Here is a 25,901-nt window from a genome sequence, read left to right on the forward strand (position 1 = left end):
AGTGCAGGATCATGCGGTCTTCGACACACCCCAGAAGAACGGCAGCGGTCCCTTGGTGACACCGGAGACGTTCTTGCGCCACGCGGTGTAGGTCAGGAAGAAGCCGGTCGGCGCGTAGACGACGTCATCCATCGCCGCCTTGTTGAGACGGCCGATCGCGGCCTTCTCTTCGTCGAGGTTCTTGGCTTCGAACCAGGACGTGACCTCCTTTTCCGTGCCGGCGCTGGTCGGCCAGCCGAACCAGGCCTTGTCGCCATTGGCACGAATGGCGGTGTAAGGCGCGGGATTGATGCAGTCCGCGCCGGCATGCCAGGTGTGGAACATGTTCCAGCCGCCCTGGCCCGGCGGCGTCTTCTGTGCGCGGCGCGAGCCGACCGTGCCCCAATCCGTCGCCACGAAGTCGACATTCATGCCGAGCTTCTTGAGGAGGTCCGCGGTCACATCGCCCATCGCCTTGGTGATCGGCTGGTCCTGCGCGACGAGACACGTCACCGGCTGGCCGGAATAGCCGCTCTCGGCGAGCAGCTTCTTGGCGGCATCAAGATCCCGCTTGCCCTTCAGGACCTCGCCACCCACCTCGGTGTAAAGAGGCGTATCGGGCGTGAAGAAGCCGGGCAGCGGCTTCCACAGCGAATCGTCGTCGCCAACGAGCGCGCGCATGTAGTCTTCCTGGCTCATCGCCATCAGCACGGCGCGCCGCGCGCGTACGTCGTTGAAGGGCGGATAGAGGAAGTTCATGCGGAACGAGCCGATATTGCCGAGCGGATCGCCGATATCGACATTGATGTTCTTGTTCTTCTTCAGCACCGGAACGAGATCGGCGATCGGGTTCTCCCACCAGTCGATCTCGCCATTCTGCAACGCCGCCGCCGCGGTCGCCGGATCCGGCATGATCACCCACTCGATGCGATCGAGCAGGATCTGCTTGCCACCCGCGAGCCAGGACGACTTCTCCTGCCGGGGTGCATAGTCGGCGAATTTTTCGAACACCGCTTTCGCGCCCGGCACCCATTCGCCCGCGACGAACTTCATCGGGCCGGAGCCGATATAATCCGAAATCTGCTTGAACGGATCGGTCTGCGCGATGCGCTCCGGCATGATGAAGGCGCAGGGCGCATTGTTCTTGGCGAGCGCGTAGAGCAGCTTCGGAAAGGGCTGCTTCAGGACCCATTTGAAGGTGCGGTCGTCGACAGCGGTGAGTTCCTGCTGGATCGCCTTGAGCATCAGGCCCATGGGATCGCGCGCAGCCCAGCGAGTGAGGCTCGCGACGACGTCCTTGCTCCGCACCGGCTCGCCGTCATGGAATTTCAGGCCCGAACGCAGCTTGAACGTCCAGGTCATGCCGTCGTCGGTCACTTCCTCGGATTCGACCATCTGGCGTTGTGGCTGGAACGAGGAATCGATGCCGTAGAGCGTGTCCCAGACCATCGCGGCCGCATTGCGCACGACATATTGAGTGCCCCAGATCGGGTCGAAATTGGCGAGATTGGCCTGCGGCACGAAACGCAGGGTACGGGCTGCCGCGCCTTGCGCGATCGCCGGGGCCGAGAGGCCACCGGTGAATGCCAGACCGCTCGCGCCGGCCAGTCCCTTCAATACCGTCCTGCGATCCATAAAGTCCTCCAGTAAAGCCGTGGTGCCAGCCAATCATTGGCCAAAGGCAGGTGAAACAGAGCCCATCGGCTTGCAAATGGTATGCCAGCAACCGTTCCTTCGCCTGCGGGCTATTGGCGACTTGCGGCCGTCGCCGCGCAGCAGCGCGGACGGCGATCGTCATCGCGCCGGGTGCGCGATCACAGCAGTTTTGCTCCGAAATTCCGCTCCGGGTCCATGTCCGCCACGAGCCGACCGGTCGGCTTCGCCGCCTCGCCGCCGCTGCGCGCCAGGAATTGGCCACTGCCGGCGCTGGCGAGACATTTGCCGCCGTCGACGATCAGCCGGCCGCGCGACAGCACGGATACCGGCCAGCCCCTGAGCTTGCGGCCGGCGAACGGCGTATAGCCGGCGAGATCGTGCATCATCTCGTCGGCGATCACGGTCTCGCGGTTGGGATCCCAGATCGCGATATCGGCATCGGCGCCGACGGCGATCGAGCCTTTGCGCGGATGCAGATTGTAGATCTTTGAGGGCGCCGTCGCGGTCAGCTCGACGAACTTTTCGAGGCCCAGCCGGCCCTTCGAGACCATGGCGTCGAACAGCAGCGGCAACCGCAGCTCCAATCCCGGAAGGCCGTTGGCGACCTGCTTGAAGTTCGGATTGGGGCCGGCGCGCAGCTTGCCGGTCTCATCAAAGCGATAGGGCGCGTGATCCGACGAGATGGTCTGGAGATCGCCGAGCGACAATGCCTGCCACAGCGCTTCCTGGTCGGAACGTGTGCGCGGCGGCGGACTGCACATCCACTTCGCGCCTTCCGCGCCGGGCTTGTCGAGATCGCTAGCGGTGAGGAACAGATATTGCGGGCAAGTCTCGGCAAACACCTTCAGCCCCTGCCCCCGCGAGTCGCGGATCACCTTGGCGCCTTCGGCGGTCGAGACATGGAAGATCATGATCGGCTGGTCGATCAGCGCCGCCATGCCGATCAGCCGGGTGAAGGCTTCCGCCTCAGACACGCGGGCGTGGCTGACGGCGTGGTATTTCGGCATGGTGTAGCCGCGCGCGAGCAGCCGCTTCACCATCCAGGCGATGATGCCGTGGTTCTCCGCGTGCGCACACAGCATTGCGCCGGACTGGCGCGCGGCGAGGAGGATGTCGAGCAGCGGCTCGTCGTCGACCTTGAGCCGGTCATAGGTCATGAAGATCTTGATCGAGGCATGGCCCTGCTTCACCAGTGCGGGAATGTGCTCTTCGACCGTCTCCCTGGTCGCATCCGCAATGATCATGTGAAAGGCGTAGTCGATCACGGCGCCCTTCCTGGCGAGTGCGTGATAATCCTCCACCACCTGCGGCAGCTTCATGCCGACATGCTGCGCTGCAAACGGAATCACCGTGGTGGTGCCGCCAAAGGCCGCCGATACGGTCGCGCTCTCGAACGTATCGGCATTCATGATGCCGGCCGCGGAGAGCTGCTCGATATGGGCGTGGCTGTCGACGCCACCCGGCAGCACCAGCTTGCCGCGCGCATCGATCTCGCGCTTGGCCGGAGGCAGACCACGACCGATGGCCGCAATGGTCTCGCCGGAGATGGCAACGTCGGCCTCGAACACGTCTGTTGTTGTGGCGACGCGCCCGCCGCGGATGATGAGGTCGTAGGTGGGTTCGGTCATGAGGCACTCCATGGTTGATCGCCAGCTTGCGAGAAGGCCGTCCGCATCACGTCTCAGGCGGCGGCACCGCACCGGTGCGGCTGGTGATCAGGCCGTAATGCTCGATGCGGCGATGCCTGGCGAAGTCGAAGATCGTGGTCTTGCCGAAGGTGGTGGCGTCGAGGTCGCAGGCGTGGACCAGAACCTCGTCATCGTCGGTCTTTGCTTCGGCAACGATCTCGCCATTGGGATCGACGATCAGGCTGCCGCCGAACAGCGCATGCCCATCCTCGACGCCGGCCTTGGCGACCGCAACCACCCAGGTCGCATTCTGATAGGCGCCGGCCTGCACGGAGAGGCGGTTGTGGAACAGGCGCTTCTCGACGCCCTCTTCGCTCTTCTCCGCATTCACCGACGGCGTGTTGTAGCCGATCAGCACCATATCGACGCCCTGCAAGCCCATGACGCGATAGGTCTCGGGCCAACGGCGATCGTTGCAGATGGCCATGCCGATGATGCCACCGAGCTCGCGCCAGACGTTGAAGCCGAGATCGCCCGGCTCGAAATAGCGCTTCTCCAGGTGCTGATGCGAGCGGTGGGATTCGTATTCGACATGGCCGGGCAGATGGACCTTGCGATATTTGCCGACGATCCTGCCGGATTTGTCGGTGAGGATCGCGGTGTTGAAGTGGTGACCGTCGGGGGTCAGCTCGGCATAGCCGAAATTCATCGCGATTCTGTGCTGCGCCGCGCGCTCGAACAGCGGCATGGTCGCCGCATTCGGCATCTCGCGCTCGAACCAGCTGTCGAACTCGGCTCGGTCCTCCACATACCAGCGCGGGAAGAACGTCGTCAGTGCCAGCTCGGGATAGACGATGAGATCGGCTCCTCTTCTCTTGGCTTCGTCCATCAGCGCGATCATGCGCTTGACCACGGCCTCGCGGCTGTCGGCCCTCTGAATCGGGCCCATCTGGGCGGCTGCAACTGTGACGATACGCATCAGCGATGTCCTGACTTCTTGACGACTTTTTTTGGCGAGGCTGGCGATCGCAGCTTCAAGGGCGGGTCTGCGCGCGCAGCATAACGTGGCCGAGCGGCGTTTTGCCAGCCAAGCAGCTTTCATGCCGTCCATTCTCCCCGTTCGGCACCTTGCAGCCGCGCCACGGTAAACCCTCGGGCGCGGAGATGATGCTCCACGTCCAGAGGATGCGCGCTCACCTCCATCTCGGTGGACCGCACTGCCCGCGGAATGAGCAGATGAGCATAGGGATAACGTGCAGCGCACCACGGATTTTCCGCGATGAATTAGCGACTTTCGCCGCGCTGCAATCGAAGGAATTGAGCTGTCTGGCTAATTTACAGGCGTTCGCGCGGCAATACCGGATCGTCGGATGCCTATGAGCTATGCACGCGCGTCAGCTCAGCTCAGCGCAGCATCCACCGCAGCCGATCCGCGGCTCGTGACGATGGCGGCAGACGAGACAAATCCGAATTTCGGCAAAGCGGAATATTTCGAATGTATGGCGCGACGAAACGGGGGGCGCCGCAAGCCGCTCTCTCCGCCGTCATTCCGGGGCACGCCGTTTGGCGCGAGCCCGGAATCCATTCACCCTCACAACGCGCGGCACGATGGATTCTCAGTTGCGCAATTGCGCACCATAGTTCGCGCTTCGCGCGCCCCGGAATGACGGCGGAATCTTGTTGGATTGATCTTCCGCGTTCGCTCAAGAACCGCACCATCGGGCTGCAATCTTTCGAACGACATGATCATGATACAAAACGTCAACTCACGGCACCCGCGGAACTCTGGTATTCGCTTCTCGTTGATGATCTAAGCGTAGCCCTCGCACGCGATCGCGTGCGTTTCCCCCGGAGTTTCACCGATGGCCTCAGCCGACCGGCCGGCGACGCGGCTCGCCACGCGCCTCTCGTTCCTGGTCGCCGGATTCGGCCTTGCGTGCTGGGCGCCGCTGGTTCCGTTCGCGAAGGCGCGGCTCGCGGTCGACGACGCCGTCCTCGGCCTGCTGCTGCTCAGCCTCGGCATCGGCTCGGTTGTGGCGATGCTCGCGACCGGCATTTTGAGCGCGCGTTACGGCACCAAGCCGATCATCATCGCCGGCGGGATCGGCCTTGCCCTGATGTTGCCGCTGCTGGTCGTCGCCGGCACGCCTGTAGCGTTGGCGCTGTCGCTGCTCGCATTCGGAGCTGCGCTGGGCTCCATCGATGTCGCCATGAACATCCACGCCGTCGAGGTCGAACGCGCGGCAGGACAGCCGCTGATGTCGGGCTTTCATGCGCTCTTCAGCATCGGCGGGTTTGCCGGCTCGGCCGTGATGACGGCGCTGCTGTCGCTGCATCTTGGACCGCTCGGAAGCGCATTGATCTGTTCCGTACTGATGCTGATCGCGATGGCGATGACTTGGCCGCGCCTGCTGCGCAGGACACAGGCGCAGGAGGGACCGCTGTTCGTGCTGCCGCACGGCATCGTGCTGTTGCTGGCGCTGCTGGCCGCGGTCACCTTCCTGATCGAAGGCGCGATGCTGGACTGGGGTGCCCTGCTCGTCATCGGCGCGGGCCTCGTCAGCGAGGCTCGCGGTGGGATCGGCTACATCGTGTTCTCGATAGCGATGACCGTGGGCCGGCTCGGCGGCGACGCTGTCGTTGCGCGGATCGGCGATCGCGCGACATTGATCGGGGGAAGCCTGCTTGCGGTCGCGGGCCTTGCGGTGCTGCTGCTCGCGCCGAGCGCGGCCCTTGCCATCGCCGGTTTCCTGCTGATCGGCCTTGGCGCTTCGAACCTCGTGCCGGTGCTGTTCCGTGGTGCGGCCAGGCAGACCGCCATGCCCACCGGGCTTGCGGTGGCGTCTATCACCACCGCCGGCTATGCCGGTGTGCTGGTTGGCCCTGCCGGCATCGGCTTTGTCGCCCATGTCATCGGATTGCCGGCGGCATTCTGGATGCTCGCCGCGCTGATGTGCATCGTCACGCTGTCGGCGCGCGCCGTGACCAGAAGAATTTAGCGCGTCATGCGCCTTTGCTTGCAAAGGTTGCCCGCAAGCGCCGCCAGCCGATCACGATTCCGGTGACGGAGAACGCCAGGCCGAGCGCGCAAAGCCCGACGATCAGGCCATCGCGCAGGCGCGAATGCGCCATGAGGACGGGGACGTCCAGCGTATGCAGCGCGCTGTAGGCCCAGCGATAGGCCCGCCGCGAGGCGTCGAGCCTTTGCAGAATGCTGCCGTCAGCGCCGTCAACGTCAAACCAGAGATCGCCGCAGCGTGAGCGATAGACGGGAGCGCCGGGAACGCTGGACCGGGCCGGATAGGCGTCGTCATCCGCAACAACCGACACCGCGCCGCAGCCTCGCGCAAGGCGCGTCGTCAAGCGGAGGACCTCCTGCTCATCCAGGAACGTCTTCTGCCGATCGCGGGCTGCCTCGCCCGCTTTGGTCAAGATCTGGCGGCCAAGATCAGTCCGGTCGCGCCGAAAGACACTCACGTTGAAAGCAAACCATTCGACATCGCGGGCAGAAATCGACAGCGCCAGCTGATCGAGCGATGGAGCCGTGCGCCAGTCCGGGACAGCATTCGTTATGCCCGCCTCAGCCACGGTCAATTGCCCGCGCGAAAACAGCCGGCCGTGATCCATGGAGAGCCAGCCGCTGAAAATCCAGGTCAGCACGAAGACGGTCGAGACGAGACCGATGACGTGGTGCAGAGCGTGCCAGCCGCGATAGGGTGACGAGACCCGCCCCCGGATCTTGATCCTGATGACACCGAGCAGCGCCCCAAGCACCGCCGCGATCAGGGCCACCAGAGACAGCGTCGAGACGACCTGGTCCCACAGCACCCAGTTGCTCCTGAGAACCGTTGGATAGATCCAGTGCACGACGCTGCCGACCCAATTCCATCCACGCTCCCAGCGGGTCGTGTCCAGCACCACCTCGCCGGTGCGCGACGACACGTAGATTTCCGTCCCGGCTCCATCGCCGAGAGCGATGCGAAACAGCGGCCGGTGGCGATCAAACCCGTTCGGCACACTCCATTGATCGTAATCGGCGCGCGCAATGATCGCAGCGTGTGCGGCATCGAACCCGCGTCGGCGGGCATGGTCCTGTGCAATGGCGAGCGCGACATCGGGAAATTCCACCGAGGCGTCGGCTCCGTCTGACGCATGGACCGCCCGAACCCGTGACGGTCCCGACACGACATAGACCGGCCCGTCGCTGCGCTGGATCAGGCGAATGCGCGTGGCGTCCGTGATCCCGCTTGCGGCGACCGCGTCGGCAACCGGAATGATCGATGCCCCCTCCACCGGCGCCAGACCGGTGAAGCGTTCCGCCTCCGTCAACGCGGGAAACGGAACGAAGTGCATCACGATGCCGCTTGCGAACCACATCGCGAACATCAGGCAGAACGCGATGCCGAGCCAGCGGTGCAGAAGGATGATCACGCCGGTCATGCGATCCCCCCTACCATTTGAACGCGGCGGCGATCTCGTAGGTCCGGGGCGCACCAAGCAGGATCTGGTCGGGATAGAACGGGTCGCCCCAAATCGCGTAGCGCTTGTCGGTAAAGTTGCGCACGCGAAAGGTCAGTCGGGCCTGGTCGACGGCATTGAAAACCGTCTTGGGAATGTCGACGAAGGCGTAAACGTCGCCGACGATATAGGCATTCATGGTCACCGCGTTGGCGTCGCTGTTGGTGCGATCGCCGACATGGCGGCCGGTGATGCCGACCTCGACGGGCCAGGGCGTGAAGAAGCGCCAGGACGCGCCGGCATTGGCGACGATGCGCGGCACGTTCGGTGGCCTATTGCCCGAGAACGAGCCGCCGGTGAAATCATAGTCGGCATAACGCGCATCGACATAGGCGATGTTGCCCCAGAGACGCAAAGGCGCGATGGGGCGGATCGATCCGGCAAGCTCGACGCCCTTGGATTCCTGCCGCCCCGCAATGTTGAGCGTCTGGCCGCCGGCCGCGGCATAGACGTTCTTGCGCTCGATATCGTAGGCCGAGAACGACCACTCCGCCCTGTTGTCCCAGAGCACGTGCTTGACGCCGGTCTCGTAGGTGCGTGCGGTGGTCAGATCGAGCGGCTGGGTCGGCCCGAGCAGGAAGATGTTGTTGGCCGAGACATCTGCGCCGGTGGCGTACTGGCTGAAGAAGGTCAGGCCGGGAATGGCCTCCCAGGTGTAGCCGACGCGCCCCGTGACGGGCGCCCAGGATTTCGTGAACGGGAATCCCGCGTTCTCCAGCCCGTTGACGTCGGTCGAGTTGCGGTCGAGCCCGATATGTTCGACGCGCAGGCCGCCGATCAGAGCGAATGTCCGCGTCAGCTTCAGCCGGTCCTCGAACGACAGCGCCTCGTTGTCGATCCGCGCGGTCTGCGGCCTGGTCGTGAGCAGGCCATAGAAGCCACGGTCGGGATCGACGAGATCAACGGAATCGCCGGGGAAATTCGCCGCGCCCGGCCGGACGAAATCGAGATAGCTCGACGAAAAGGTCGTGACGAGACGATTTTCGAGGCCCGCGATATCAGCATCCCACGTCAGGTCGGTGATATTGCCGACCAGACGCTGGCTGTGCGCGACATAGAAGCGGCTGCGATCGACCGTATTCGTCGTTGTGTTGAACGCCTCAACCTCGTTGTTGAGCCAGGAGCGCTCCGCGCCGTAGGCATAGGCCTGACTCTTCAAGGTGAGGTCGGGCGCGAGCCCCAGCTCGAAGCCGCCGCGGAGCCACACCTCCTGAGCCACGTTGCGGTTGTCGAGAACGTTGTAGTTGGTGTTGAAGGTGCGATCGTCGATGGTAACAGGGCCGAGATTGGTCCCGTTGAAGTTCGAGATATAAGTGCCCGAGACGATGCCTGCCGTCGCGTGCGAGCCGCTGAAGGCCACGGGCACCAGCGGCGTGCCCCAATAGGCCCGTCCGCGATCCTCGCGATATTCGATCGCGCCCCAAACCTTGAGGCTGTCCGAGATGCGGTAGTTGAGCTGGCCAGACACATCGAACGTCCTGGTGCTGGTATCGTCGGCAAAGCCGTTAAGCGTGGAGCGGCTGATATCGAAGCGGTAGTCCAGCCCCTGCACATTGGTGCTGCCGCCCGAGCCGTAATGCGCGCGGAACGAGTTCAACGAGTCCCAGGAGAAGTCCGCTTCGTTCCGGATCGGCCCAGTGTGCGGCTGCTTGGTAACGAAATTGATCGCGCCGCCGGCGGCGCCCTCGCCCGAGATCAGCGAGGCCGGGCCTTTGAGGATTTCCACGGCTTCGAGATTGGCGGTGTCCATGATCCGCGAGGTCATGTTCTGCGGGCCGATCTTGATGCCGTTGTAGAGCGTGTTGATCTGGCTGTTGGTGAAGCCGCGCATCGAGAAGGCTGAAGGCTCGGCGGGATTGTCGCCGGCGGTGACGCCAACCGCGCCTTGCGCGACATCGGAGACGGTGCGGTAGCCCTGCTCGCGCATGGTCTCGGCGGAGATGACTTCGACCGTTGCGGGTGTCTGTCGCACCGTCAGGCCGAGGCGCGAGGCGCTTTCGGCAACCGCATTGCTGTTGAGCGGCGTCGGCGCCGCATTGTTCGTCACGACCGGTCTTGGCGCGACCTCCGCCGCGGCCGGCTTGCGCGCTGTCGCGCGGCGGGTGCCTGCCGCGTCCCGGGCGGCCGGCTTGGCCTGCTTGCGGGATTGCGGGGGCGACACCTCCACAGCCGGCAGCGTCTCGCGGGCCTGCTGCGCCAAAGCGGCGGGCATATCGACAAACGCAAAAGATGTCAGAGCGGCGGACGCCAGCAAAATGCGGCGTGGTCGTACAATACGGCTGGCAAACACGGTCCTGGACCTCGGAGTGACGTCAGTGGCACGTCACCGCAAACCAAGGTCCATCATCAGGCACTAAGCCTTCCGATGAAGCCTGATGTCTGTACTCCCCGACCGACATCTTCGCGTGTGACCACGGCTGACGGCAGGTCTCCTGGCTCGCGGGTCGTGACCGCTTCGTCGCCTTCCCGGGACCGAGGACCCAGTGGCTTTAAAGACGAAGGATTCACCGCTTACAGTTGCGGGGGCAGCTACGGCATTGGGGACAACGTCCCCGCACCGCATTCCCTTTTCATCCCCTCTCGGGGAAACCGTCGCCAGCATCTAGGATTACGACCAAGACGGAGTCAATGTGCAAGACGCGGCGATATTGCCACAGCCACCAACTTCCCCCGGAGATTGACATGGAAGGCGCGACCTTCCTCTGGCTGATCCGACATGCGCCCGTCGACGGCGTCAAAGGGACGATCCACGCGGCCGATGCGGCGGCGGACCTGACCGATCGCGCGCAACTGGAGGTGCTGCGGTCGCGCTTGCCGCGCGACGCTGCGAGCTATGCGAGCCCTGCGCGGCGCACGATCGAGACGGCGCGCGCCCTGGGGCTCGAACCAGAACTGGTGCGCGAGTTTGGCGAGCAGGATTTCGGCGACTGGACCGGCCGGCGGCATGACGAGCTCGCCAGCAGCGGTGGCGAGGCCTATGCGCAGTTCTGGAACGCCCCTGCACACCAGAGACCACCGGGCGGTGAAAGCTTTGAAGATCAGGTCGCCCGCGTCCGTCTGGGTCTCGCGCGGGTCGGCGCGGGTCCGGCGGCGCTGATTGTGCATTCCGGCACGATCCGCGCCGCGCTGTGCATCGCGCTCGACCTGACGCCGGATGCCGCCTTGCGCTTCGTGATCGATCCGCTGTCGCTGACCCGGATCGACCGGCTCGCGACCGGCTGGCGGGTCTGGTCGGTCAACCAGCGGGTCAGCTAGGCCTGTCAGGCACGTTGGCCTGCGCGAAGGTCGCCATGTCATTGTGGAGCGCGCAGGCCGATCGCACCAGCGGCAGCGCGATCGCGGCGCCAGAACCTTCGCCGAGCCTGAGATCGAGGCTGATCAAGGGCTGCACGTTCAGCGCACGCAACACCAGCCGATGCCCCTGCTCCGCCGATTGATGCGACGGCAGCAGGAATGGCTGGCACGACGGATTGAGCCGCACCGCCGCCAGTGCCGCGACCGAAACGATGAAACCGTCGATCAGCACGGGAATGCGCGCCTGCGCGGCCGCGATGATCGCGCCTGATATCGCCGCGATCTCGAGGCCGCCGACGGCGCACAGGATGTTTTCGGGCGAAGCGCTCGCCACACCGTGGCGCGCGATTGCCGCCTCGATCACGCCCACCTTGTGCGCACGGCCGGCCGCATCGACGCCGGTACCACTGCCCGCGATCTCCTCGGCGCTGATGCCGAGCAGGCTCGCAGCAATCGCCGCAGAAGCCGTGGTGTTACCGATGCCCATTTCGCCGAAGATCAGCAGGTCAGGCTGATGGGCCTTCGCCCGCGCTACCGCGCGCTCGCCGGCCTCGAACGCAAAGGCCAGCTCAGCCGGCGTGAGCGCAGGCTCAACGCTGAAATCGCGCGTGCCGTGGCGCGGCTTGTCCGTGATGATATCAGGCATCGCCTCCTCGGCCAGCGTGCCGGCATCGACAACTTCGAGCGTCGAACCGAGCTCGCGCGCCAGCACCGAGATCGCGGCACCTCCGGACGCAAAATTCGCCATCATCGCGATCGTCACAGCCTGCGGATAGGCCGACACGCCCTGCGCGACGACGCCGTGATCGCCGGCGAAGATGATGATCGGCACGCGCGCGGCGCGCGGGCGTTCGGTCGCCTGCAGGCCGGCAAGCTCGATCGCGAGCTGCTCCAGCCGGCCGAGCGCACCGGTCGGCTTTGTCAGTTGTGCCTGCCGCGCGATCGCCGCTTCGCGGTGGTCGGCGGAGATTTCGGGGCATTTCTGGGTAACCCATTCAGGGAGCATGCTGCCTCGCTTATGGCCTGCGCTTGAGAATGTAGCTGTCCATGATCCAGCCGTGCCGCTCGCGCGCGTCCTGCCGCGCGGCGACGATACGCGGGCCGACCTCAGTCAGGGCGCCGGACAGGATGATCTGGTCGGCCATGCCGAGATAGGCGCCCCACCAGATCTGAAGGCCTTCAGGATCCAGCGACTGGAACGCCGTGCCGCCGTCGAGCATCACGACGACCGTGTCGACGCCTTCAGGCCAGCCGCCTTCGCGCAAGCGGCGCCCGGTCGTCACCAGGAACGGCTCGCCGATATCGTTGAGCGGCAGCGCATGCGCCGCGCACAGCGCCTGGATCGAGGTGATGCCCGGCACCACTTCGATCTCAGGCAAGGGATCGAGCCGGCGCGCGATGCGGAGCGAGGAATCGTAGAGCGAGGGATCGCCCCAGATCAGCAGCGCGACCTTGCCGTCTGCGCCCAGATGATCGGCGATCGTCTGCGACCAGGTCGCCGCGACCGCGTCGTGCCAATCGTCGACGCCCTTGCGGTAATCGGCTTCGCGGGCGTCGCGCACGGGAAGATCGAATTCGGCGATGCGCGTGGTGTCGTTGGTGAGAACTTCGGCGCAAATCGTCCGCCTGAGTTCGGCGAGGTCGGATTTTGCGGCGCCCTTGCGCGGGACCAGGATCAGGTCTGCGGTGTTGATCGCGCCAATTGCCGCGCGCGTAAGCTGCCCGGGATCGCCGCAGCCGATGCCGATCAGGGAGAGGGTCATCATCACGATCCGCCCTCCGCCAGCGCGCCGAACAGGATGACGGCGGCCGTGGAGGCCGCGCCGCCGCGCGCCAGCTGATCGGCCAGCTCGACAACAGTGGTGCGGACCAGACGCTCGTCAGCGCGGCCGAGCGATTCCGCGAACAGCGCCGGCGTGCTCGGCGAGAGGCCATGCTCGATCAATTTCGCGACCAGCGCCGGAAAGGTTCGCCGGCCCATATAGACCACCGTCGTCGCATCGGGATCGGCAAGAGCCACCCAGTTCAAATTGGGCGGCAGCTCGCCGGTGACATCGGCACCGGTCACGAATTGGACCCGGCGCGAGGTGTGGCGACGCGTCAGCGGAATGCCGGCATGTGCGGCGGCGACGCAGGCCGAGGTGACGCCGGGAACGATCTCATAGCCGATGCCGGCCTCGCGCAGCATCTCGATCTCCTCCTCGAGCCGGCCAAAGATGCCGGCATCGCCCGACTTCAGCCGCACGACGCGGACGCCCGTCGCCGCATAGTCGACCAGCAGGCGGTTGACATGATGCTGCTTTGTCGATGGCCGCCCTGCCCGCTTCCCCACCGCGACGAGGTTGGCCCCGGGCCGCGCCAGATCGAGGATCGCCCCGGAGGCGAGATCGTCATAGAGCACGACATCAGCCTCGCGCAGCCGCGCGGCGCCCTTGAGCGTGAGCAATTCAGGATCGCCGGGACCGGCGGAGACGAAGGAGACAAAGCCGCTCACCGGTCCTCCGCGATCAGGTGAAAGAAGGTGCCGGTGACGTGGCGGCGCCGCGAGCCGGTCTCGGCGATGACCGCACCGGTCGCATCGTGCACGACCGCCAGCGGCGTGTCGGGCTGGGCGAGAATGGTCGAATAGTGAAACTCATGGCCGCGCAGCCGCGCCCCAACCTTGTGCCCCGGCATCGGCGCCGCAAGCGCTGCAAGACGATAGCCAAGATGCATGCGGCGCTTGGCGAAACTCGTCTCGAGGCCGAGCAGACCTGTCATCTCATGCCTGATACCATCGGCATCAGTCAAAGCAGCTCCCAGCACCATATACCCTCCGCATTCGCCATGCACCGGCCGCGTCTCGGCGAAGGCGCGCAGACCGCTGCCGAAGCGCGTGTTCGCGGCGATCTTGCCGGCGTGAAGCTCGGGATAGCCGCCGGGGAGCCAGCACACATCGGCGCTCGCGTCGGGCGCTTCATCTGCGAGCGGCGAGAAGGTCGATATCTCCGCGCCGGCCGCGCGCCAGGCTTCCAGCATATGCGGATAGACGAAGGAGAACGCGGCATCGCGGGCGAGCGCGATGCGTTGGCCGGGCGGCGTCACGTTCAAGCCGTTCACGACCGGCTGCGGCGACCAGCTTGCGGCCGATTGCAGCACCGCATCGAGATCGACATGCTCCGAGACAAAGCGCGCGGCCTCCTCGATCAGTTTTCCGATCTCCGCCTGCTCCTCGGCCTGCACCAGGCCGAGATGCCGCTTCGGCAGGCTGATCTCGGCATGGCGCGGCAATGCGCCGAACACGGCAATCCCGGCCTCGTTCATCGCACGTCGCACGAGGTCTTCATGGCGCGGGCTGGCGATGCGATTGAGCACGACGCCCGCAAGGCGCACGCCGGCGCGATAATCGCGCAGGCCAGCCGCGATCGCCGCCGCTGTCTGCGCCTGTCCGGACGGGTCGATCACCAGAACCACCGGCCAGCCCAGCTTCTCCGCGATGTCGGCGGTCGCACCGGTGCCGGAGACACCGCGCGCAGCGACCCCGTCGAACAGGCCCATCGAGCCCTCGGCGAGCACGACATCGGCGTCCGCGCCGCGGCTGATCAGGTGTGAGATCGTCGCGCTGTCCATCGCCCAGCTATCGACGTTGACCGAAGCGCGGCCCGTAGCGGCGGCATGGAAGGCGGGATCAATATAGTCAGGGCCGCTCTTGAAGCATTGCACGTTCAGGCCACGATTACGCCAGGCACGCGCGAGCGCCAGCGTGAGGGTGGTCTTGCCGATGCCGGAGGCTGGTGCGGAGATGACGAGGGCAGCTGCCATCACGACGCCTCCGGAAAGCGCGGCTCGGCGCCAACGGGCCGATAGCGGCGGTCGTAGTCGGCGGCATAAAGCCGGCTCTCGTCGAAATCCGCCGCGCCAAGCGTCTTGCCGACCAGGATCAGCGCGGTGCGCTCCATCTCGGCGCCGAGCGCAGCATCGAGCGTCGCCAGCGTGGCGCGGACGACGCGCTGGTCCGGCCAGCTCGCACGCCAGACGATCGCGACCGGGCAGTCTGTGCCGTAATGCGGGGTGAGCTCGGCGACGACCATGTCGAGCTGATGGATCGAAAGATGAATGGCGAGCACCGCGCCTGTCGCGGCGAAGGCCGCGAGCTTCTCCCCATCGGGCATCGCGCTGGCGCGACCCGCTGTGCGCGTCAGCACAACCGACTGGGAGAGACCGGGCAATGTCAGCTCGGCTTCCAACGCGGCAGCGGCTGCGGAGAAGGACGGAACGCCCGGCGTGACAGTAAAGGGAATGCCGAGCGCGCGCAGGCGGCGCAGCTGCTCGCCCATCGCCGACCAGATCGAGAGATCGCCGGAATGCAGCCGCGCGACATCCTTGCCTGCGGCATGGGCCGCGGCAATCTCGGCGATGATCTCGTCGAGCGACAGCGGCGCCGTATTGACGATCCGCGCGCCTGGAGGGCAATGCGCCAGCACGCCTTCCGGCACCAGCGAACCCGCATAGAGGCAAACCGGACAGGCCGCGATCAAATCACGCCCGCGCAGGGTGAGCAGATCGGGCGCGCCCGGCCCGGCGCCGATGAAATGCACCGTCATGGGCCGTCTCCTTCGGCGATTGCAGCGGTCGCCGTGCGATCCTGCGAGACCGCGCGCGTTGCGATCAGCCGCGCGTGAGGGCCGGCGGCCGCGAGGGCCGCGGCTTCGGCGAGCGAGCCCGTGCCGAACCTTTCGGTGATCCGCTGCGACTGCGTCGGCGTTGCGATGCCGGCCAGGGTCTCGGCGGGCACCGCCTTGATCGGAACGCCACACTCGCGCGCGAGCTGCTTCAGCGGCTCCGCATCCGCCTTGTCGCTGACGGTCGCGACCGCAGCCAGCCCTGCGGAACCGCCGGCTGCCAGCAGCGCCTCGCGCAAAGAGGCCAGCGTCACATCCTGCTTGAATCCAAGCCCGGCGACCTTCATCGGACCGCACTCCACTGCACCACCGGCCGCGTCGCCTCCCACGCGCGGTAACGGCCGAGCGGAGCGGCACGCGCGATCTCGACCCGCATCAGCTCGCCGCCATGCTGTTGATGCAACTCGCCGAGCAGCGCTTCCGTCTCCAGAGTCACGGCATGGGCGACGAACCGCGTGCCGGGCGTAATCCGCAACCAGACAGCTTCGAACAGAGCGGTGTCGAAGCCGCCCCCGACGAACACAGCATCCGGCCCGTCCAGCGCAGCGAGCGCGTCGGGCGCGGTGCCCGCAACAACCGTGATCTTATGTTCCACCCCGAACGCTTCCGCATTGCTGCGGATGTTGGCGGCACGATCCTCGCGCGTTTCGACGGCGACCGCTGACCCGCCGCCCAATGCCCACTCTACCGAGATCGACCCCGAACCTGCACCGATGTCCCACAACTTTCTGCCAGGGCATGGACCGAGTGCCGAGAGCGCCAAGGCGCGGATCGGCCGCTTGGTGATCTGACCGTCGTGAGCAAAGAGAACATCCGGTAGCCCCGAACTGCGAGAGAGACCGTCCGGCCCTCTTGCCTCCAGCGCCACAGCAACGAGGCTTCCGGCGGAAACGCGCGTATAGGTCTCCGCGTGATGCTTGCCGACCTTTTCATGGGGGCCGCCAAGCGCGGAGAGAGTCCAGAATAGCGAGACACCCCACCCGCGCTCCGTCAGCCATCTCGCCAGATCAACGGCGGCCTTGCCGTCTCGCACCAGACAGATGATCCGCGCGCCATCCGCCAGATGGGGTACAAGCCGTTCGAACGGCGCGGCATGAAGGCCGAGGCAAACGGTGGATTCGAGCCGCCAGCCCAACCGCGCCGCGGCGAGCGAGAAGGTCGATGGCGCGGGATGCGCGATCCACTCATTGGCATTCAGCTTCTCGGCGAGGCCAGCGCCAGCGCCGTACCAGAAGGGATCGCCGGATGCCAGCACTGCCGTCGGCCGGCCACGGCAGCTCAGCACGACGTCAGCGTCGAACGGTACCGGCCACGCGCGGCCGCGGCTGCCAGCAGCGGCAAGCGCAAGATGGCGCTCGCCGCCGAACACGGTTTCGGCCTTGGCCAGCGCCTTTCGGCTTGCCTCCGACAGCCCGGCAAGGCCATCTTCGCCGATACCGATGATGGTCAGCCAAGGATTAGCCGGGGAATCAACCATGATGCGCGCCCTTATTCTGGGCGGAATTGCCGACGCGAGCCTGCTCGCCGCCGAGATCGCGCGCGCAGGGATCGATGCGGTGTATTCCTATGGCGGGCGCACCAGAACCCCTGCCGATCAACCGCTGCCGACCCGCATCGGCGGCTTTGGCGGCGTGAGCGGTCTTGCTGATTACATCAGCCGCGAACGCATCACGCATGTGATCGACGCGACCCATCCCTTCGCGGCCGAGATGAGCCGCCATGCCATCGCCGCGTGCGCGGCGGCCGGCACGCCGCTGATCGCGCTGGAGCGTGCCCCCTGGGCGAAAGCGCCTGATGATAACTGGATTGAAGTGGTTGACGTCAACGCAGCAGTCGCTGCGCTGCCCGAAGCACGGGCCAACGTGTTCCTGGCCATCGGCCGCCAGCACATCGCGCCGTTCGCGGCGAAGCCGCAGCATGCCTACACGCTGCGGTTCGTCGATCCGCCCGAAGTGCCCCTGCCCTTCGCCGCCGATGTGATCGTCTCGCGCGGACCCTTCACGATTGACGGCGAATTGGAGATGATGCGCATGCGCGGCATCGCCTGGATCGTCGCCCGCAATTCCGGCGGCGACGGCGCCCGTGCCAAGATCGACGCGGCCCGCCTGCTCGGCCTGCCCGTGATCATGATCTCGCGGCCAAACTTGCCCGAGCGCAAGCGGGTCGAGAGCGTCGCGGAAGTGATGCAGTGGCTTGGTCATCGGACTTGCCTCGGCGCATAGACCCAGCGACCAACGCGGCGCGTCTGCGAGTTGCCGACGATCACCAGCGTGCGCATGTCGGCCATCTCGGGCGTCGCATCATTCAGCGGGACGGTCACGATCGTCTCGTCAGGCGCGCTGATCGCGCGCGCGAAGATCACAAGACGCCCGCCACAGCCCGCTTCCTTCAGCACCGCGAGCGCGCGGCCAAACCCGTCCGGCCGGCTCGCGGAGCGCGGATTATACATCGCAATTGAAAAATCCGCCTCCGCTGCGAGCCGCAGCCGTTTCTCGATCATCGCCCATGGCTTGAGATTGTCGGAGAGATTGATCGCACAGAAGTCGTGACCAAGCGGCGCACCGGCGCGTGCGCTCGCTGCCAGCATCGCGGTGATGCCAGGCAGCACGCGGATCGGCAGGTCCCGATATTGCGGCGCCATTTCGAGCGCCTCGAACACGGCCGAGGCCATGGCGAAGACGCCAGGGTCGCCGGAGGAAACGATAACGACCTTGCCGCCTTCGGCGGCCAGCCGCAGCGCCTCGCTCGCACGCCGGAGCTCTTCACGATTGTCGGATGGATGCACGGTGAGGCCAGGACGCGGGGTGACGCGCGCGACATAGGGCGCGTATCCCAAAATATCGGTCGCGGCGGCAAGCGCGGCGGAGACCTCCGGCGTCACCAGCGCTTCACTGCCCGGGCCGAGGCCCGCGATGGTCAGCGTGCCCGTCATTCGGCGGCGTCCGGAAGCCGGCCCTTGCCGTGCACCAGCACGATCGCGAAGTAAGGACACTCGGTGGCGTCGATCTCAACGAGTCGCGCGACGCGCTCCCCCGGCATGGTGCCGCGCTCGACCAGCCAGGCATCATCCAGCCGCCCGGCGGCCGCGAGCGCGCGCCGCACCTTTGCAAGATTGCGGCCGGTCTTCATGATCACAAGTGCATCGGAATCGCGCATACGGCGTTCAAGCTCGGCCTCAGGAAGCGTGCCCATCAGCACCGTCGTCACGTCGTCGCCGAGGGCGATCGGCTGGCCGACGCCGTTCCAGCAGCCGACCATGCCGGGAATGCCGGCGATCACCTCGATCTCGACGCGGCCCTGCAGGCGCGTGTGCAAATGCATGAACGAGCCGTAGAAGTAGGGATCGCCCTCGCAGAGCACGACGACGTCGACGGCACGGGAAAGCCGCGCCAGGCGTTCGGCCCATTCGTCGTAGAAGCCGGAGAGCTGCTGCACGTAGTCCGGGCTGTCGAAGGCGATCTCGGTGGTGACAGGATATTCCATGGGATATTCGGTGACGTCGGCAGCGAGCATGCCCTCGACGATGCGCCGCGCCTGGCCGGGCCGCCCCTTCTTGCGGAAATAGGCGACGTGCTTGGCCGCCCGCACCATGCGGTCGGCGCGCACGCTCATCAGATCAGGATCGCCGGGGCCGAGACCGCAGCAGATGATGCGTCCCATGGCTATTCGCTCCGGCTCGCCAGCGCATTCACGGCGGCGACCGTGATCGCGGAGCCGCCGAGGCGGCCTTCAACAGTGAGCGCCGGCACCGGCGGATCAGCCATCAGCGCGGCCTTTGACTCGGCGGCACCGACGAAGCCGACCGGGCAGCCGATGATCGCCGCGGGACGCGGACAGTCGGGATCCTCGAGCATGTTGAGCAGATGGAACAGCGCCGTCGGCGCATTGCCGATCGCGACAATGGCGCCGTTCAGATGCGGCCGCCACAGCTCCAGCGCCGCAGCCGAGCGCGTGTTGTTCATCGACTTGGCCAATGCCGCAACGGTCTCGTCGCCCAGCGTACAGATCACGGCATTTGCCGCAGGCAATCGCGCACGGGTAATGCCCTCGGACACCATGCGCGCATCGCACAGGATCGGCGCGCCCTTCTGCAGGGCCGTCCGCGCAGCCGTCGCCATGCCGGGCGTGAAGCGGATATGCGCCTCGAGTCCCACCATGCCGGCGGCATGGATCATCCGCACCACGACCTGCTCCTCGTCAGCCGTGAAGCGCGCCAGATCGGCCTCGGCCCGGATGGTCGCAAAGGATTGCCGGTAGATCGCCGCGCCGTCGGTCTCGTAGGTGTGCGGCATCAGTGCCCTCCCATCAGGATGGAGGGATCACGAACGATATCGTCACGATCGAGCCCGCGCAGGACGGGCTCGTCGCGGGTCGAGCCGCCGCGCACGAGATCGAATCCCTTTGCCGTCGCGACCAGCGTGATCGCGGCCGCGCCGGAATGGGCGCAGCCCTTGGTGCAGCCAGAGACGTGAAGCTGCGCGGCCCCGCCGATGTTTGGCGCCAGCGCCGCCGCCAGCCCCCGCGTATCGGCATGGGCCTCGCGGCAGCGCGGCGCACCGCTGCACGCGATGACGCGCAACGCCGGATCATGGGCTTCGGTGATCAGGCCGGACGCGGTCGGCATGGTCCGCTTGCCTTCGCTCAGGACCATCCGCCACGGCGTCATCCGCAACGCATGCCCGCAAGCAGCGAGCTGATCGAGCGTCGCATGCGACATCTGCCCGAAGGCGATGCCGACCATGGCGCCTTGCGGATAGAGGCCGGGACGCGCTGCGGCCATGATCGGCGCAGGCTCGGCCTCGCCGCGGAGCGCCTCAGGCAATTTTGCGCCGGCCGCAAGATGCGCTGCCATGCGCCCGCGCCCATCCCTGACGCCTGACGCGACGAACCAGCGCGCAACAGCAATCGCGGTGCCCACAACCTCACCACGCGCGACGCTGCGGCCGAGCCGGGCGCCGTCCGCGCGCACGAGGAGATCACCTGAAACCTCACGCTCGATCCGCACGTCGGCGGAATCGCCGGCGAGCACGCGCGAGTTGCCGTCGTCGATGGCGAAGCCGAATTTCGTCGGCAGTTCGAGCATCGAATCTGCCAGCGCCTCTTCGAGCTCGGCGGCGAGCGCCTGGGTCTCGTCGCCGTCGCGCCAGAACGGCGTGACCAGGATGTTGCGCCGGGATTCGGTGTCGGCATCGGGGTCGAGCAGCGTCAGTTGCGCAAGACCGTCGAGCAGCGACCGATGGTTGCCCTCGCTGACGCCCCTGATCTGGAGATTGGCGCGGCTGGTGACGTCGATCAGGCCATTGCCGTGGCGCTCGGCGAGATGCGCGAGCCCGGCCGTCTGTGCCGCATCGAGCCGGCCGCCGAACGGGCGCACGCGGACCACGAGCCCGTCGCCCGATTGCATCGGCCGCAGCGCGCCGGGACACCAGCCCTTCACTGACGCCGCACTCATGACGCCTCCTTCAGCGCCGCCGCGATCGAGTTGCGGCGCGTCCGCCAGAGCGAGGCCTCGTGCAGGCGCGTGAAGCACGTTTCCATCGCGGCAAGCGCCGCCGGATTTTCGCGCGCCAGGAAGGCGCGGACATCGGCGTCGCCCAGCGTCGCGTCGTAATAGAGATCGAACAGATGCGGCGGCACCGCGCCGGCCAGATGCGCGAACGCGGCCATGTGCTCCAGCGTCGCCGATATCTCGGCTGCGCCGCGAAACCCGTGGCGCATCATGCCGGCGATCCAGGCCGGATTGGCGGCGCGGGCGCGGACGACGCGGGAGATTTCTTCGGTCAGCGTGCGCGCATGCGGCTCGTCGGGCCGCGTCGTGTCGAGGTGATAGAGCGATGGCCCTGATGCGCCGAGATGCGCCGCCGCCGCGGCGATGCCGGCTTCATGCGCCGCATAGTCGGCGGCGAGCAGGAGGTCGGTCTCGGGCAGATCCTGGGCGTGAACGAACGCATCGGCCGAGGCGAGCCGCTGCTCGATGCCGGCGCGATCGGGCTTGATTGCACCATCGGCAGAGAACGCCCAGGACGAAGCGGACAGCCAAGCCTCGCCGGCGGCATCGCGCGTCTCCGATGTGAACGCATCGGGGATGGCCGAGAGGCCGACGCCGTATTGTCCGGGCCGCGGCGCGAACACACGCGACGCACGCTCACGATACGGATTCTCCTCGCCCTCCTCGTCGCGGCTGGCGAGCGCTACAGTGGCCGCTTCGAACAATTGCGCAAGGCCGGCGAAGACATCGCGGAACAGGCCGGACACACGCAGCGTCACGTCGATGCGGGGACGGCCGAGTTCGGCCGGCGCGATGATGTCGTAGCCGGTGACGCGGCCGGAGGCGTGATCCCAGCGCGGCGCCAGCCCAGCGAGATGCAGCGCCATCGCAAACTCCTCGCCCGCGGTGCGCATCGTCGCCGAGCCCCAGAGATCGACGACGAGGCCCTTCGGCCAGTCGCCGTGATCCTGCAAATGACGACGCAGCAGCTCTTCGGCGAGCTTGATCCCCTGTGCATGCGCCGACGGCGTCGGCACCGCGCGGGGATCGACAGCGAACAGATTGCGCCCGGTCGGCAGCACGTCCTGACGCCCGCGATAGGGCGAGCCGGACGGACCCGGCGCCACGCGCTGGCCTGAAAGCGCGGCGCGGAGCGCGTCCCGCTCGGCCTCGCCACAGGCGCCACGGCCGAACATATGCAGGCCGTCGCCGAACTGGCTTTCCTTGAGGTCGCAGACGAAACGATCGATGCGCGGAATGGCTTCCGCCGGCGCGGCCGAGGCATCGATCCCGAGATCGTCTTCGAGGCCGGCCGCACGCGCCTCGTCGCGGATCGCGGCGATCAGGCGTTGGCGCCGCGCGGGGTCGAGACCATCGGCGGTCGAATATTCGTCAAGCAGGCGTTCGAGTCGGCGCAGCCCTTCCGGCACAGCGGATTGCTCGAGCGGCGGCGGCAGATGGCCGATGGTGACGGCGCCAATGCGCCGCTTGGCCTGCGCGGCCTCGCCGGGATCGTTGACGATGAAGGGATAGATGACGGGGAGATCACCAGTCAGCGCTTCCGGCCAGCACGCGGACGACAGCGCCACCGACTTTCCCGGCAGCCATTCCAGCGTGCCATGCGCGCCCATATGCACGACGGCATCGATCCCTTGCGCGCGGAGCCAGAGATAGAACGCGACATAGCCATGGCGCGGCGTGCGGGCGAGATCGTGGTAGTCGGCATCGCGCGTGATCGCGTTGCCACGCTCGGGCTGGACCGCGATGATCGATCGGCCGCATGGGATCGCAGCGAAGTGGAACGCGCCGTCGCGGCAACTCGGATCGTTTTCCGGCGCGCCCCAGGCCTGCGCGAGATCGTCCTGCAGGATTTGCGGCAGGCGCGCGAGCGCGGCGCGGTAATCGGCGACGCTCCACGTCAATTTCTGCTTCAGCAACATCTCGCCGAGTGCATGCACCGACGCAACATCGAAGCCGGCCTCGGCGAGATCGGTCACCAGCGCTTGCACCGAAGCGAGTGCATCGAGACCGACCGCATGCGCGATCTGGTGCGGACGGCCGGGATAGTTCGACAGCACGATGGCCAACCGCTTCTCGGCGACCGGCGTCTTGGCAAGCTTCCGCCACGCCGCGACGCGGGCTATCACGGCATCCACACGCTCCTGATCCGGTCTGTGGGCCAGATGAGAGATTTGCAGATCGGGATCGCGCGTTGCGGCTGACTTGAAGCTCACCACGCCGGCGAACAGGCGGCCGTCGACCTCGGGCAACACCACATGCATGGCGAGGTCGCCGGGCGACAGCCCGCGCAGCGATTCCGCCCAGTCCTCGCGCCGCGCCGAGGAGAGCGCGACCTGGAAGACCGGACATTGCGCGGCATCGAACGGCGTGGTGCCGTCGTCGCCCATCGCCGAGAACGCGGTCGCATTGACGATGGCCGCCGGCGGATTTTGCGCGAGATGCGCGCGCAGCCAATCCGCGACGCCCGCCGCCTTCAGCGACGTGACGAAAGCCCCATAGGCATGAAAACCCTTCTCGCGCAGTGCTGCGATCAGCGCATCGACAGGCCCGGTGTCCGCAGCGGTGAGATAGGAGCGATAGAATGTCACGAGCGCGAAGGGCTTCCCCTCGCCCGGCGGCGGCGCAATGACGCCGCGCACGGGATCGTAAAAGCCCATCTCGGGCACGTTCATCTCGCCGGTAACAGGCCCGGCATAGAGACCCGAGGCCAGCGCGAGTTGCGCGATCGCGGCTTGCGCCGCGACGGGACCGCCGGTGTCGCAGAGCACCTTCAGCCGCCGCAGCGTCGAGACCGGCAAGGTCGAATACGCATCCAGCCTGGTGTCATCACGGCCATCGGCCGGCAGCACCGCGAGCACGATGCCCCGATCCTTTGCCAGTTGCTGGAGCGCCGCAAGCCCGTACGACCAATAGGACTCACCACCGATCAGCCGCACCAGAATGCCGCGCGCCTGCGACAGCGTGCGCTCGATATAGGTGTCGACCGAGAGCGGATGACGGAGCTCCGCAAGGTTCGCCAGCCGCAGCGACGGCAGGCCGTCGCGGCCACGCCGCCAGCCCGCCGCAAACGCTGCCAGGTCCGAATCCGAGAACGAGAGCACCACGAGATCGGCCGGGTCCTGGCCGATGTCCCTTGGCGTCGCGGTCTCCTCGAGACCACGGCTCTCGCGGAAGACGACGTGCATCAGACTCCCAATCCCGCCCTGATCGCGGCTTCGTCAATATCGCCGTGCTCGCCGATCACGACGAGCTTTGACTGCCTGTGGCCCGCGCCCCAGGGCTTGTCGAACTGGTGGCGCACGCGTTCGCCGACCGCCTGCAGCAGCAGCCGCATCGGCTTGCCCGCAACCGCGATGTAACCCTTGGCCCGCAGCACGTTCTGCTCGCGCGCCAGCCTCTGCACGGAGGCGACCAGCGCATCGACGTCGGCGACCTCAGGAAGATCGATCACGACGGAGGCGAAATCATCGTGCTCGTGCTCCTCCTCGCCATCATGATGCGAGGGGCGCGCGGCAAGATCGTTCTCGGCGGCAGCGCCGAGGCCGAGGATGACGCGCGCATCGATGGCGCCGTCGGTGATCGGCAGCATCGGCACGCGACGCGACATCTCCGCGGCGATCGCGGCCTTTGCGGCTTCGATGCCGGCAGCGCCCGCAAGATCGGCCTTGGTCAGCAGCACGATATCGGCGCAGGCGATCTGGTCCTCGAACACTTCGGACAGCGGCGTCTCGTGATCGAGATTTTCGTCCGCAGCGCGCTGCGCCTCGACCGCATCCGGATCCGGCGCGAAGCGGCCGGCCGCGACGGCCTCGGCATCGGCGAGCGCAATCACGCCGTCAACCGTGATGCGCGAGCGGATCTCCGGCCAATCGAATGCCTTGAGCAGCGGTTTTGGCAGCGCCAGCCCCGAGGTCTCGATCAGGATGTGATCGGGCCGCACGGGGCGCGCCAGCAGCTGCTCCATGGTCGGAATGAAATCGTCGGCGACGGTGCAGCAGATGCAGCCATTGGCGAGCTCGACGATGTTCTCTTCCGGGCAGTTCGCGTCGGCACAGGATTTCAGGATCTCGCCATCCACGCCCTCGCTGCCGAACTCGTTGACGAGCACGGCGAGCTTCTTGCCGCCCGCATTGCTGAGCAAATGCTGGATCAGCGTGGTCTTGCCGGAGCCGAGAAAACCCGTGACCACGGTCACGGGGACTTTTGCAAGCGAGTTCATTCGGCGGCCTCCGGCAACACGGCGATAGGGGGAATGCGGGCAAGCGACTGCTTGCGGAAGATTTCGGGCCGGCTGCGCCAGGGCACGAGACCATCGGGCGCGGCGGCATAGGCGGCGGCGCCGGCGACGACGTCCTGCGCGTTGGCATCCGTCAGGCGGCCATAGACATAGGACCAGCGGCCGGGCGCGCTGAGTGCGACCGAGCAGCCCTGGCTGCATGCCGACAGGCATTCGACGGGAACCACGGTCACACCCTCGGGCACGCCGGCCTCGAGGATCGCACCATGCAGGCGCTTGCCGGGCGTGACCTCGCCCTCGCCCAGCGTCTGGCCGGCGCGGCAGGTGATGCAGACATGCAGTGTGACAGTCATCGCCTCTTCCAGAAGTATCAGCGGGAGGCGAAGAGGCCCACGGACCATCCTTGCGAAGGCCCGCTT

22 protein-coding genes and 1 riboswitch are annotated in these 25,901 nt (G+C 66.6%); of the genes, 3 read left to right on the plus strand and 19 right to left on the minus strand.

Annotated features, from left to right (window positions below; translation table 11 throughout):
* Positions 1 to 9: 9 nt before the first annotated feature.
* The 3 genes from XH98_RS27625 to XH98_RS27635 form a co-directional block, all read right to left on the minus strand.
* Positions 10 to 1,614, minus strand: a complete 1,605-nt coding sequence (locus XH98_RS27625) for an ABC transporter substrate-binding protein (protein ID WP_271620500.1) — start codon at positions 1,612 to 1,614, stop codon at positions 10 to 12.
* A gap of 179 nt (positions 1,615 to 1,793) precedes the next feature.
* Positions 1,794 to 3,263, minus strand: coding sequence for a dihydropyrimidinase (gene hydA, locus XH98_RS27630; protein ID WP_271602117.1), 1,470 nt, complete (start codon positions 3,261 to 3,263; stop codon positions 1,794 to 1,796).
* Positions 3,264 to 3,309: 46 nt separating this feature from the next.
* A complete protein-coding gene (locus tag XH98_RS27635; RefSeq protein ID WP_271620501.1) occupies positions 3,310 to 4,242 on the minus strand; it encodes an N-carbamoyl-D-amino-acid hydrolase in 933 nt (310 codons plus the stop codon).
* A gap of 883 nt (positions 4,243 to 5,125) precedes the next feature.
* Between XH98_RS27635 and XH98_RS27640 the strand changes: the two genes are divergently transcribed.
* Positions 5,126 to 6,262, plus strand: a complete 1,137-nt coding sequence (locus tag XH98_RS27640) for an MFS transporter (protein WP_271620502.1) — start codon at positions 5,126 to 5,128, stop codon at positions 6,260 to 6,262.
* 4 nt (positions 6,263 to 6,266) lie between these two features.
* On the opposite strand, the gene XH98_RS27645 is transcribed toward XH98_RS27640, so the two are convergent.
* Positions 6,267 to 7,703: a PepSY domain-containing protein gene (locus XH98_RS27645; RefSeq protein WP_271620503.1), complete on the minus strand. Its 1,437-nt coding sequence runs from the start codon at positions 7,701 to 7,703 to the stop codon at positions 6,267 to 6,269.
* Between the two features lie 10 nt (positions 7,704 to 7,713).
* A complete protein-coding gene (locus XH98_RS27650) occupies positions 7,714 to 10,071 on the minus strand; it encodes a TonB-dependent receptor (RefSeq protein WP_271620504.1) in 2,358 nt (785 codons plus the stop codon).
* A 115-nt stretch (positions 10,072 to 10,186) separates the two neighbouring features.
* Positions 10,187 to 10,390, minus strand: a riboswitch (cobalamin riboswitch).
* Positions 10,391 to 10,463: 73 nt separating this feature from the next.
* Here XH98_RS27650 and XH98_RS27655 point away from each other — a divergent pair.
* Positions 10,464 to 11,036, plus strand: coding sequence for a histidine phosphatase family protein (locus XH98_RS27655; protein ID WP_271620505.1), 573 nt, complete (start codon positions 10,464 to 10,466; stop codon positions 11,034 to 11,036).
* Here the strand turns inward: XH98_RS27655 and cobT are convergent.
* The 7 genes from cobT to cbiE are packed head-to-tail and all read right to left on the minus strand — an operon-like array spanning position 11,029 to position 17,213.
* Positions 11,029 to 12,081, minus strand: coding sequence for a nicotinate-nucleotide--dimethylbenzimidazole phosphoribosyltransferase (cobT, locus tag XH98_RS27660; protein WP_271620506.1), 1,053 nt, complete (start codon positions 12,079 to 12,081; stop codon positions 11,029 to 11,031). The genes XH98_RS27655 and cobT overlap by 8 nt on opposite strands.
* Positions 12,082 to 12,091: 10 nt before the next feature.
* Positions 12,092 to 12,841, minus strand: a complete 750-nt coding sequence (gene cobF / locus XH98_RS27665; protein ID WP_271602123.1) for a precorrin-6A synthase (deacetylating) — start codon at positions 12,839 to 12,841, stop codon at positions 12,092 to 12,094.
* The gene (gene cobA, locus XH98_RS27670; RefSeq protein WP_271620507.1) at positions 12,841 to 13,569 is read right to left on the minus strand and encodes a uroporphyrinogen-III C-methyltransferase; all 729 of its coding nucleotides are present in this window, start codon (positions 13,567 to 13,569) and stop codon (positions 12,841 to 12,843) included. Before cobA ends, cobF begins: the two co-directional genes overlap by 1 nt.
* On the minus strand, positions 13,566 to 14,876 hold the full coding sequence (locus tag XH98_RS27675) for a cobyrinate a,c-diamide synthase (protein WP_271620508.1): 1,311 nt from the start codon (positions 14,874 to 14,876) through the stop codon (positions 13,566 to 13,568). The genes cobA and XH98_RS27675 overlap by 4 nt, the downstream gene beginning before the upstream one ends.
* Positions 14,876 to 15,658, minus strand: a complete 783-nt coding sequence (cobM, locus tag XH98_RS27680) for a precorrin-4 C(11)-methyltransferase (RefSeq protein WP_271620509.1) — start codon at positions 15,656 to 15,658, stop codon at positions 14,876 to 14,878. The genes XH98_RS27675 and cobM overlap by 1 nt, the downstream gene beginning before the upstream one ends.
* Positions 15,655 to 16,023, minus strand: coding sequence for a cobalamin biosynthesis protein (locus XH98_RS27685; protein ID WP_271602127.1), 369 nt, complete (start codon positions 16,021 to 16,023; stop codon positions 15,655 to 15,657). Before XH98_RS27685 ends, cobM begins: the two co-directional genes overlap by 4 nt.
* Entirely contained in the window at positions 16,020 to 17,213 is a 1,194-nt protein-coding gene (gene cbiE / locus XH98_RS27690; RefSeq protein WP_271620510.1) for a precorrin-6y C5,15-methyltransferase (decarboxylating) subunit CbiE, read from the minus strand. The genes XH98_RS27685 and cbiE overlap by 4 nt, the downstream gene beginning before the upstream one ends.
* On the opposite strand from cbiE, the gene XH98_RS27695 reads away from it, so the two are divergent.
* Complete coding sequence (locus XH98_RS27695) at positions 17,212 to 17,958, plus strand: cobalt-precorrin-6A reductase (protein ID WP_271602129.1); 747 nt, start codon at positions 17,212 to 17,214, stop codon at positions 17,956 to 17,958. The two genes, cbiE and XH98_RS27695, sit on opposite strands and share 2 nt — an antisense overlap.
* On the opposite strand, the gene cobJ is transcribed toward XH98_RS27695, so the two are convergent.
* From cobJ to XH98_RS27730, 7 genes are read right to left on the minus strand one after another with little or no spacing between them, the layout of a single operon-like run.
* Positions 17,934 to 18,668, minus strand: a complete 735-nt coding sequence (gene cobJ / locus XH98_RS27700; RefSeq protein ID WP_271620511.1) for a precorrin-3B C(17)-methyltransferase — start codon at positions 18,666 to 18,668, stop codon at positions 17,934 to 17,936. The genes XH98_RS27695 and cobJ overlap by 25 nt on opposite strands.
* Positions 18,665 to 19,396 (minus strand): precorrin-2 C(20)-methyltransferase, encoded by a 732-nt coding sequence (locus XH98_RS27705; RefSeq protein ID WP_271602131.1) that lies wholly within the window; start codon positions 19,394 to 19,396, stop codon positions 18,665 to 18,667. The genes cobJ and XH98_RS27705 overlap by 4 nt, the downstream gene beginning before the upstream one ends.
* Before the next feature lie 2 nt (positions 19,397 to 19,398).
* A complete protein-coding gene (locus XH98_RS27710) occupies positions 19,399 to 20,028 on the minus strand; it encodes a precorrin-8X methylmutase (RefSeq protein ID WP_271620512.1) in 630 nt (209 codons plus the stop codon).
* Complete coding sequence (gene cobG / locus XH98_RS27715) at positions 20,028 to 21,188, minus strand: precorrin-3B synthase (RefSeq protein ID WP_271620513.1); 1,161 nt, start codon at positions 21,186 to 21,188, stop codon at positions 20,028 to 20,030. The genes XH98_RS27710 and cobG overlap by 1 nt, the downstream gene beginning before the upstream one ends.
* Positions 21,185 to 24,430 carry a cobaltochelatase subunit CobN gene (gene cobN / locus XH98_RS27720; RefSeq protein ID WP_271620514.1) on the minus strand — a complete coding sequence of 1,082 codons (3,246 nt, stop codon included), beginning with the start codon at positions 24,428 to 24,430 and terminating at the stop codon, positions 21,185 to 21,187. The genes cobG and cobN overlap by 4 nt, the downstream gene beginning before the upstream one ends.
* Positions 24,430 to 25,464 carry a cobalamin biosynthesis protein CobW gene (gene cobW, locus XH98_RS27725; RefSeq protein ID WP_271620515.1) on the minus strand — a complete coding sequence of 345 codons (1,035 nt, stop codon included), beginning with the start codon at positions 25,462 to 25,464 and terminating at the stop codon, positions 24,430 to 24,432. Before cobW ends, cobN begins: the two co-directional genes overlap by 1 nt.
* Positions 25,461 to 25,835: a DUF1636 family protein gene (locus tag XH98_RS27730; RefSeq protein WP_057758883.1), complete on the minus strand. Its 375-nt coding sequence runs from the start codon at positions 25,833 to 25,835 to the stop codon at positions 25,461 to 25,463. The genes cobW and XH98_RS27730 overlap by 4 nt, the downstream gene beginning before the upstream one ends.
* Between the last annotated feature and the right edge of the window lie 66 nt (positions 25,836 to 25,901).

The organism is Bradyrhizobium sp. CCBAU 51745 (genome assembly GCF_028128715.1).
Classification (GTDB): Bacteria; Pseudomonadota; Alphaproteobacteria; order Rhizobiales; family Xanthobacteraceae; genus Bradyrhizobium; species Bradyrhizobium manausense.

Excerpts from the sequence above, each read along its gene's own strand:
- XH98_RS27625 (WP_271620500.1), bottom strand. The coding sequence starts at position 1,614 with ATGGATCGCAGGACGGTATTGAAGGGACTGGCCGGCGCGAGCGGTCTG.
- hydA (WP_271602117.1), bottom strand. The coding sequence starts at position 3,263 with ATGACCGAACCCACCTACGACCTCATCATCCGCGGCGGGCGCGTCGCC.
- XH98_RS27635 (WP_271620501.1), bottom strand. The coding sequence starts at position 4,242 with ATGCGTATCGTCACAGTTGCAGCCGCCCAGATGGGCCCGATTCAGAGG.
- XH98_RS27640 (WP_271620502.1), top strand. The coding sequence starts at position 5,126 with ATGGCCTCAGCCGACCGGCCGGCGACGCGGCTCGCCACGCGCCTCTCG.
- XH98_RS27645 (WP_271620503.1), bottom strand. The coding sequence starts at position 7,703 with ATGACCGGCGTGATCATCCTTCTGCACCGCTGGCTCGGCATCGCGTTC.
- XH98_RS27655 (WP_271620505.1), top strand. The coding sequence starts at position 10,464 with ATGGAAGGCGCGACCTTCCTCTGGCTGATCCGACATGCGCCCGTCGAC.
- cobT (WP_271620506.1), bottom strand. The coding sequence starts at position 12,081 with ATGCTCCCTGAATGGGTTACCCAGAAATGCCCCGAAATCTCCGCCGAC.
- cobF (WP_271602123.1), bottom strand. The coding sequence starts at position 12,841 with ATGATGACCCTCTCCCTGATCGGCATCGGCTGCGGCGATCCCGGGCAG.
- XH98_RS27675 (WP_271620508.1), bottom strand. The coding sequence starts at position 14,876 with ATGGCAGCTGCCCTCGTCATCTCCGCACCAGCCTCCGGCATCGGCAAG.
- cobM (WP_271620509.1), bottom strand. The coding sequence starts at position 15,658 with ATGACGGTGCATTTCATCGGCGCCGGGCCGGGCGCGCCCGATCTGCTC.
- XH98_RS27685 (WP_271602127.1), bottom strand. The coding sequence starts at position 16,023 with ATGAAGGTCGCCGGGCTTGGATTCAAGCAGGATGTGACGCTGGCCTCT.
- XH98_RS27695 (WP_271602129.1), top strand. The coding sequence starts at position 17,212 with ATGATGCGCGCCCTTATTCTGGGCGGAATTGCCGACGCGAGCCTGCTC.
- cbiE (WP_271620510.1), bottom strand. The coding sequence starts at position 17,213 with ATGGTTGATTCCCCGGCTAATCCTTGGCTGACCATCATCGGTATCGGC.
- cobJ (WP_271620511.1), bottom strand. The coding sequence starts at position 18,668 with ATGACGGGCACGCTGACCATCGCGGGCCTCGGCCCGGGCAGTGAAGCG.
- XH98_RS27705 (WP_271602131.1), bottom strand. The coding sequence starts at position 19,396 with ATGGGACGCATCATCTGCTGCGGTCTCGGCCCCGGCGATCCTGATCTG.
- XH98_RS27710 (WP_271620512.1), bottom strand. The coding sequence starts at position 20,028 with ATGCCGCACACCTACGAGACCGACGGCGCGGCGATCTACCGGCAATCC.
- cobG (WP_271620513.1), bottom strand. The coding sequence starts at position 21,188 with ATGAGTGCGGCGTCAGTGAAGGGCTGGTGTCCCGGCGCGCTGCGGCCG.
- cobN (WP_271620514.1), bottom strand. The coding sequence starts at position 24,430 with ATGCACGTCGTCTTCCGCGAGAGCCGTGGTCTCGAGGAGACCGCGACG.
- cobW (WP_271620515.1), bottom strand. The coding sequence starts at position 25,464 with ATGAACTCGCTTGCAAAAGTCCCCGTGACCGTGGTCACGGGTTTTCTC.
- XH98_RS27730 (WP_057758883.1), bottom strand. The coding sequence starts at position 25,835 with ATGACTGTCACACTGCATGTCTGCATCACCTGCCGCGCCGGCCAGACG.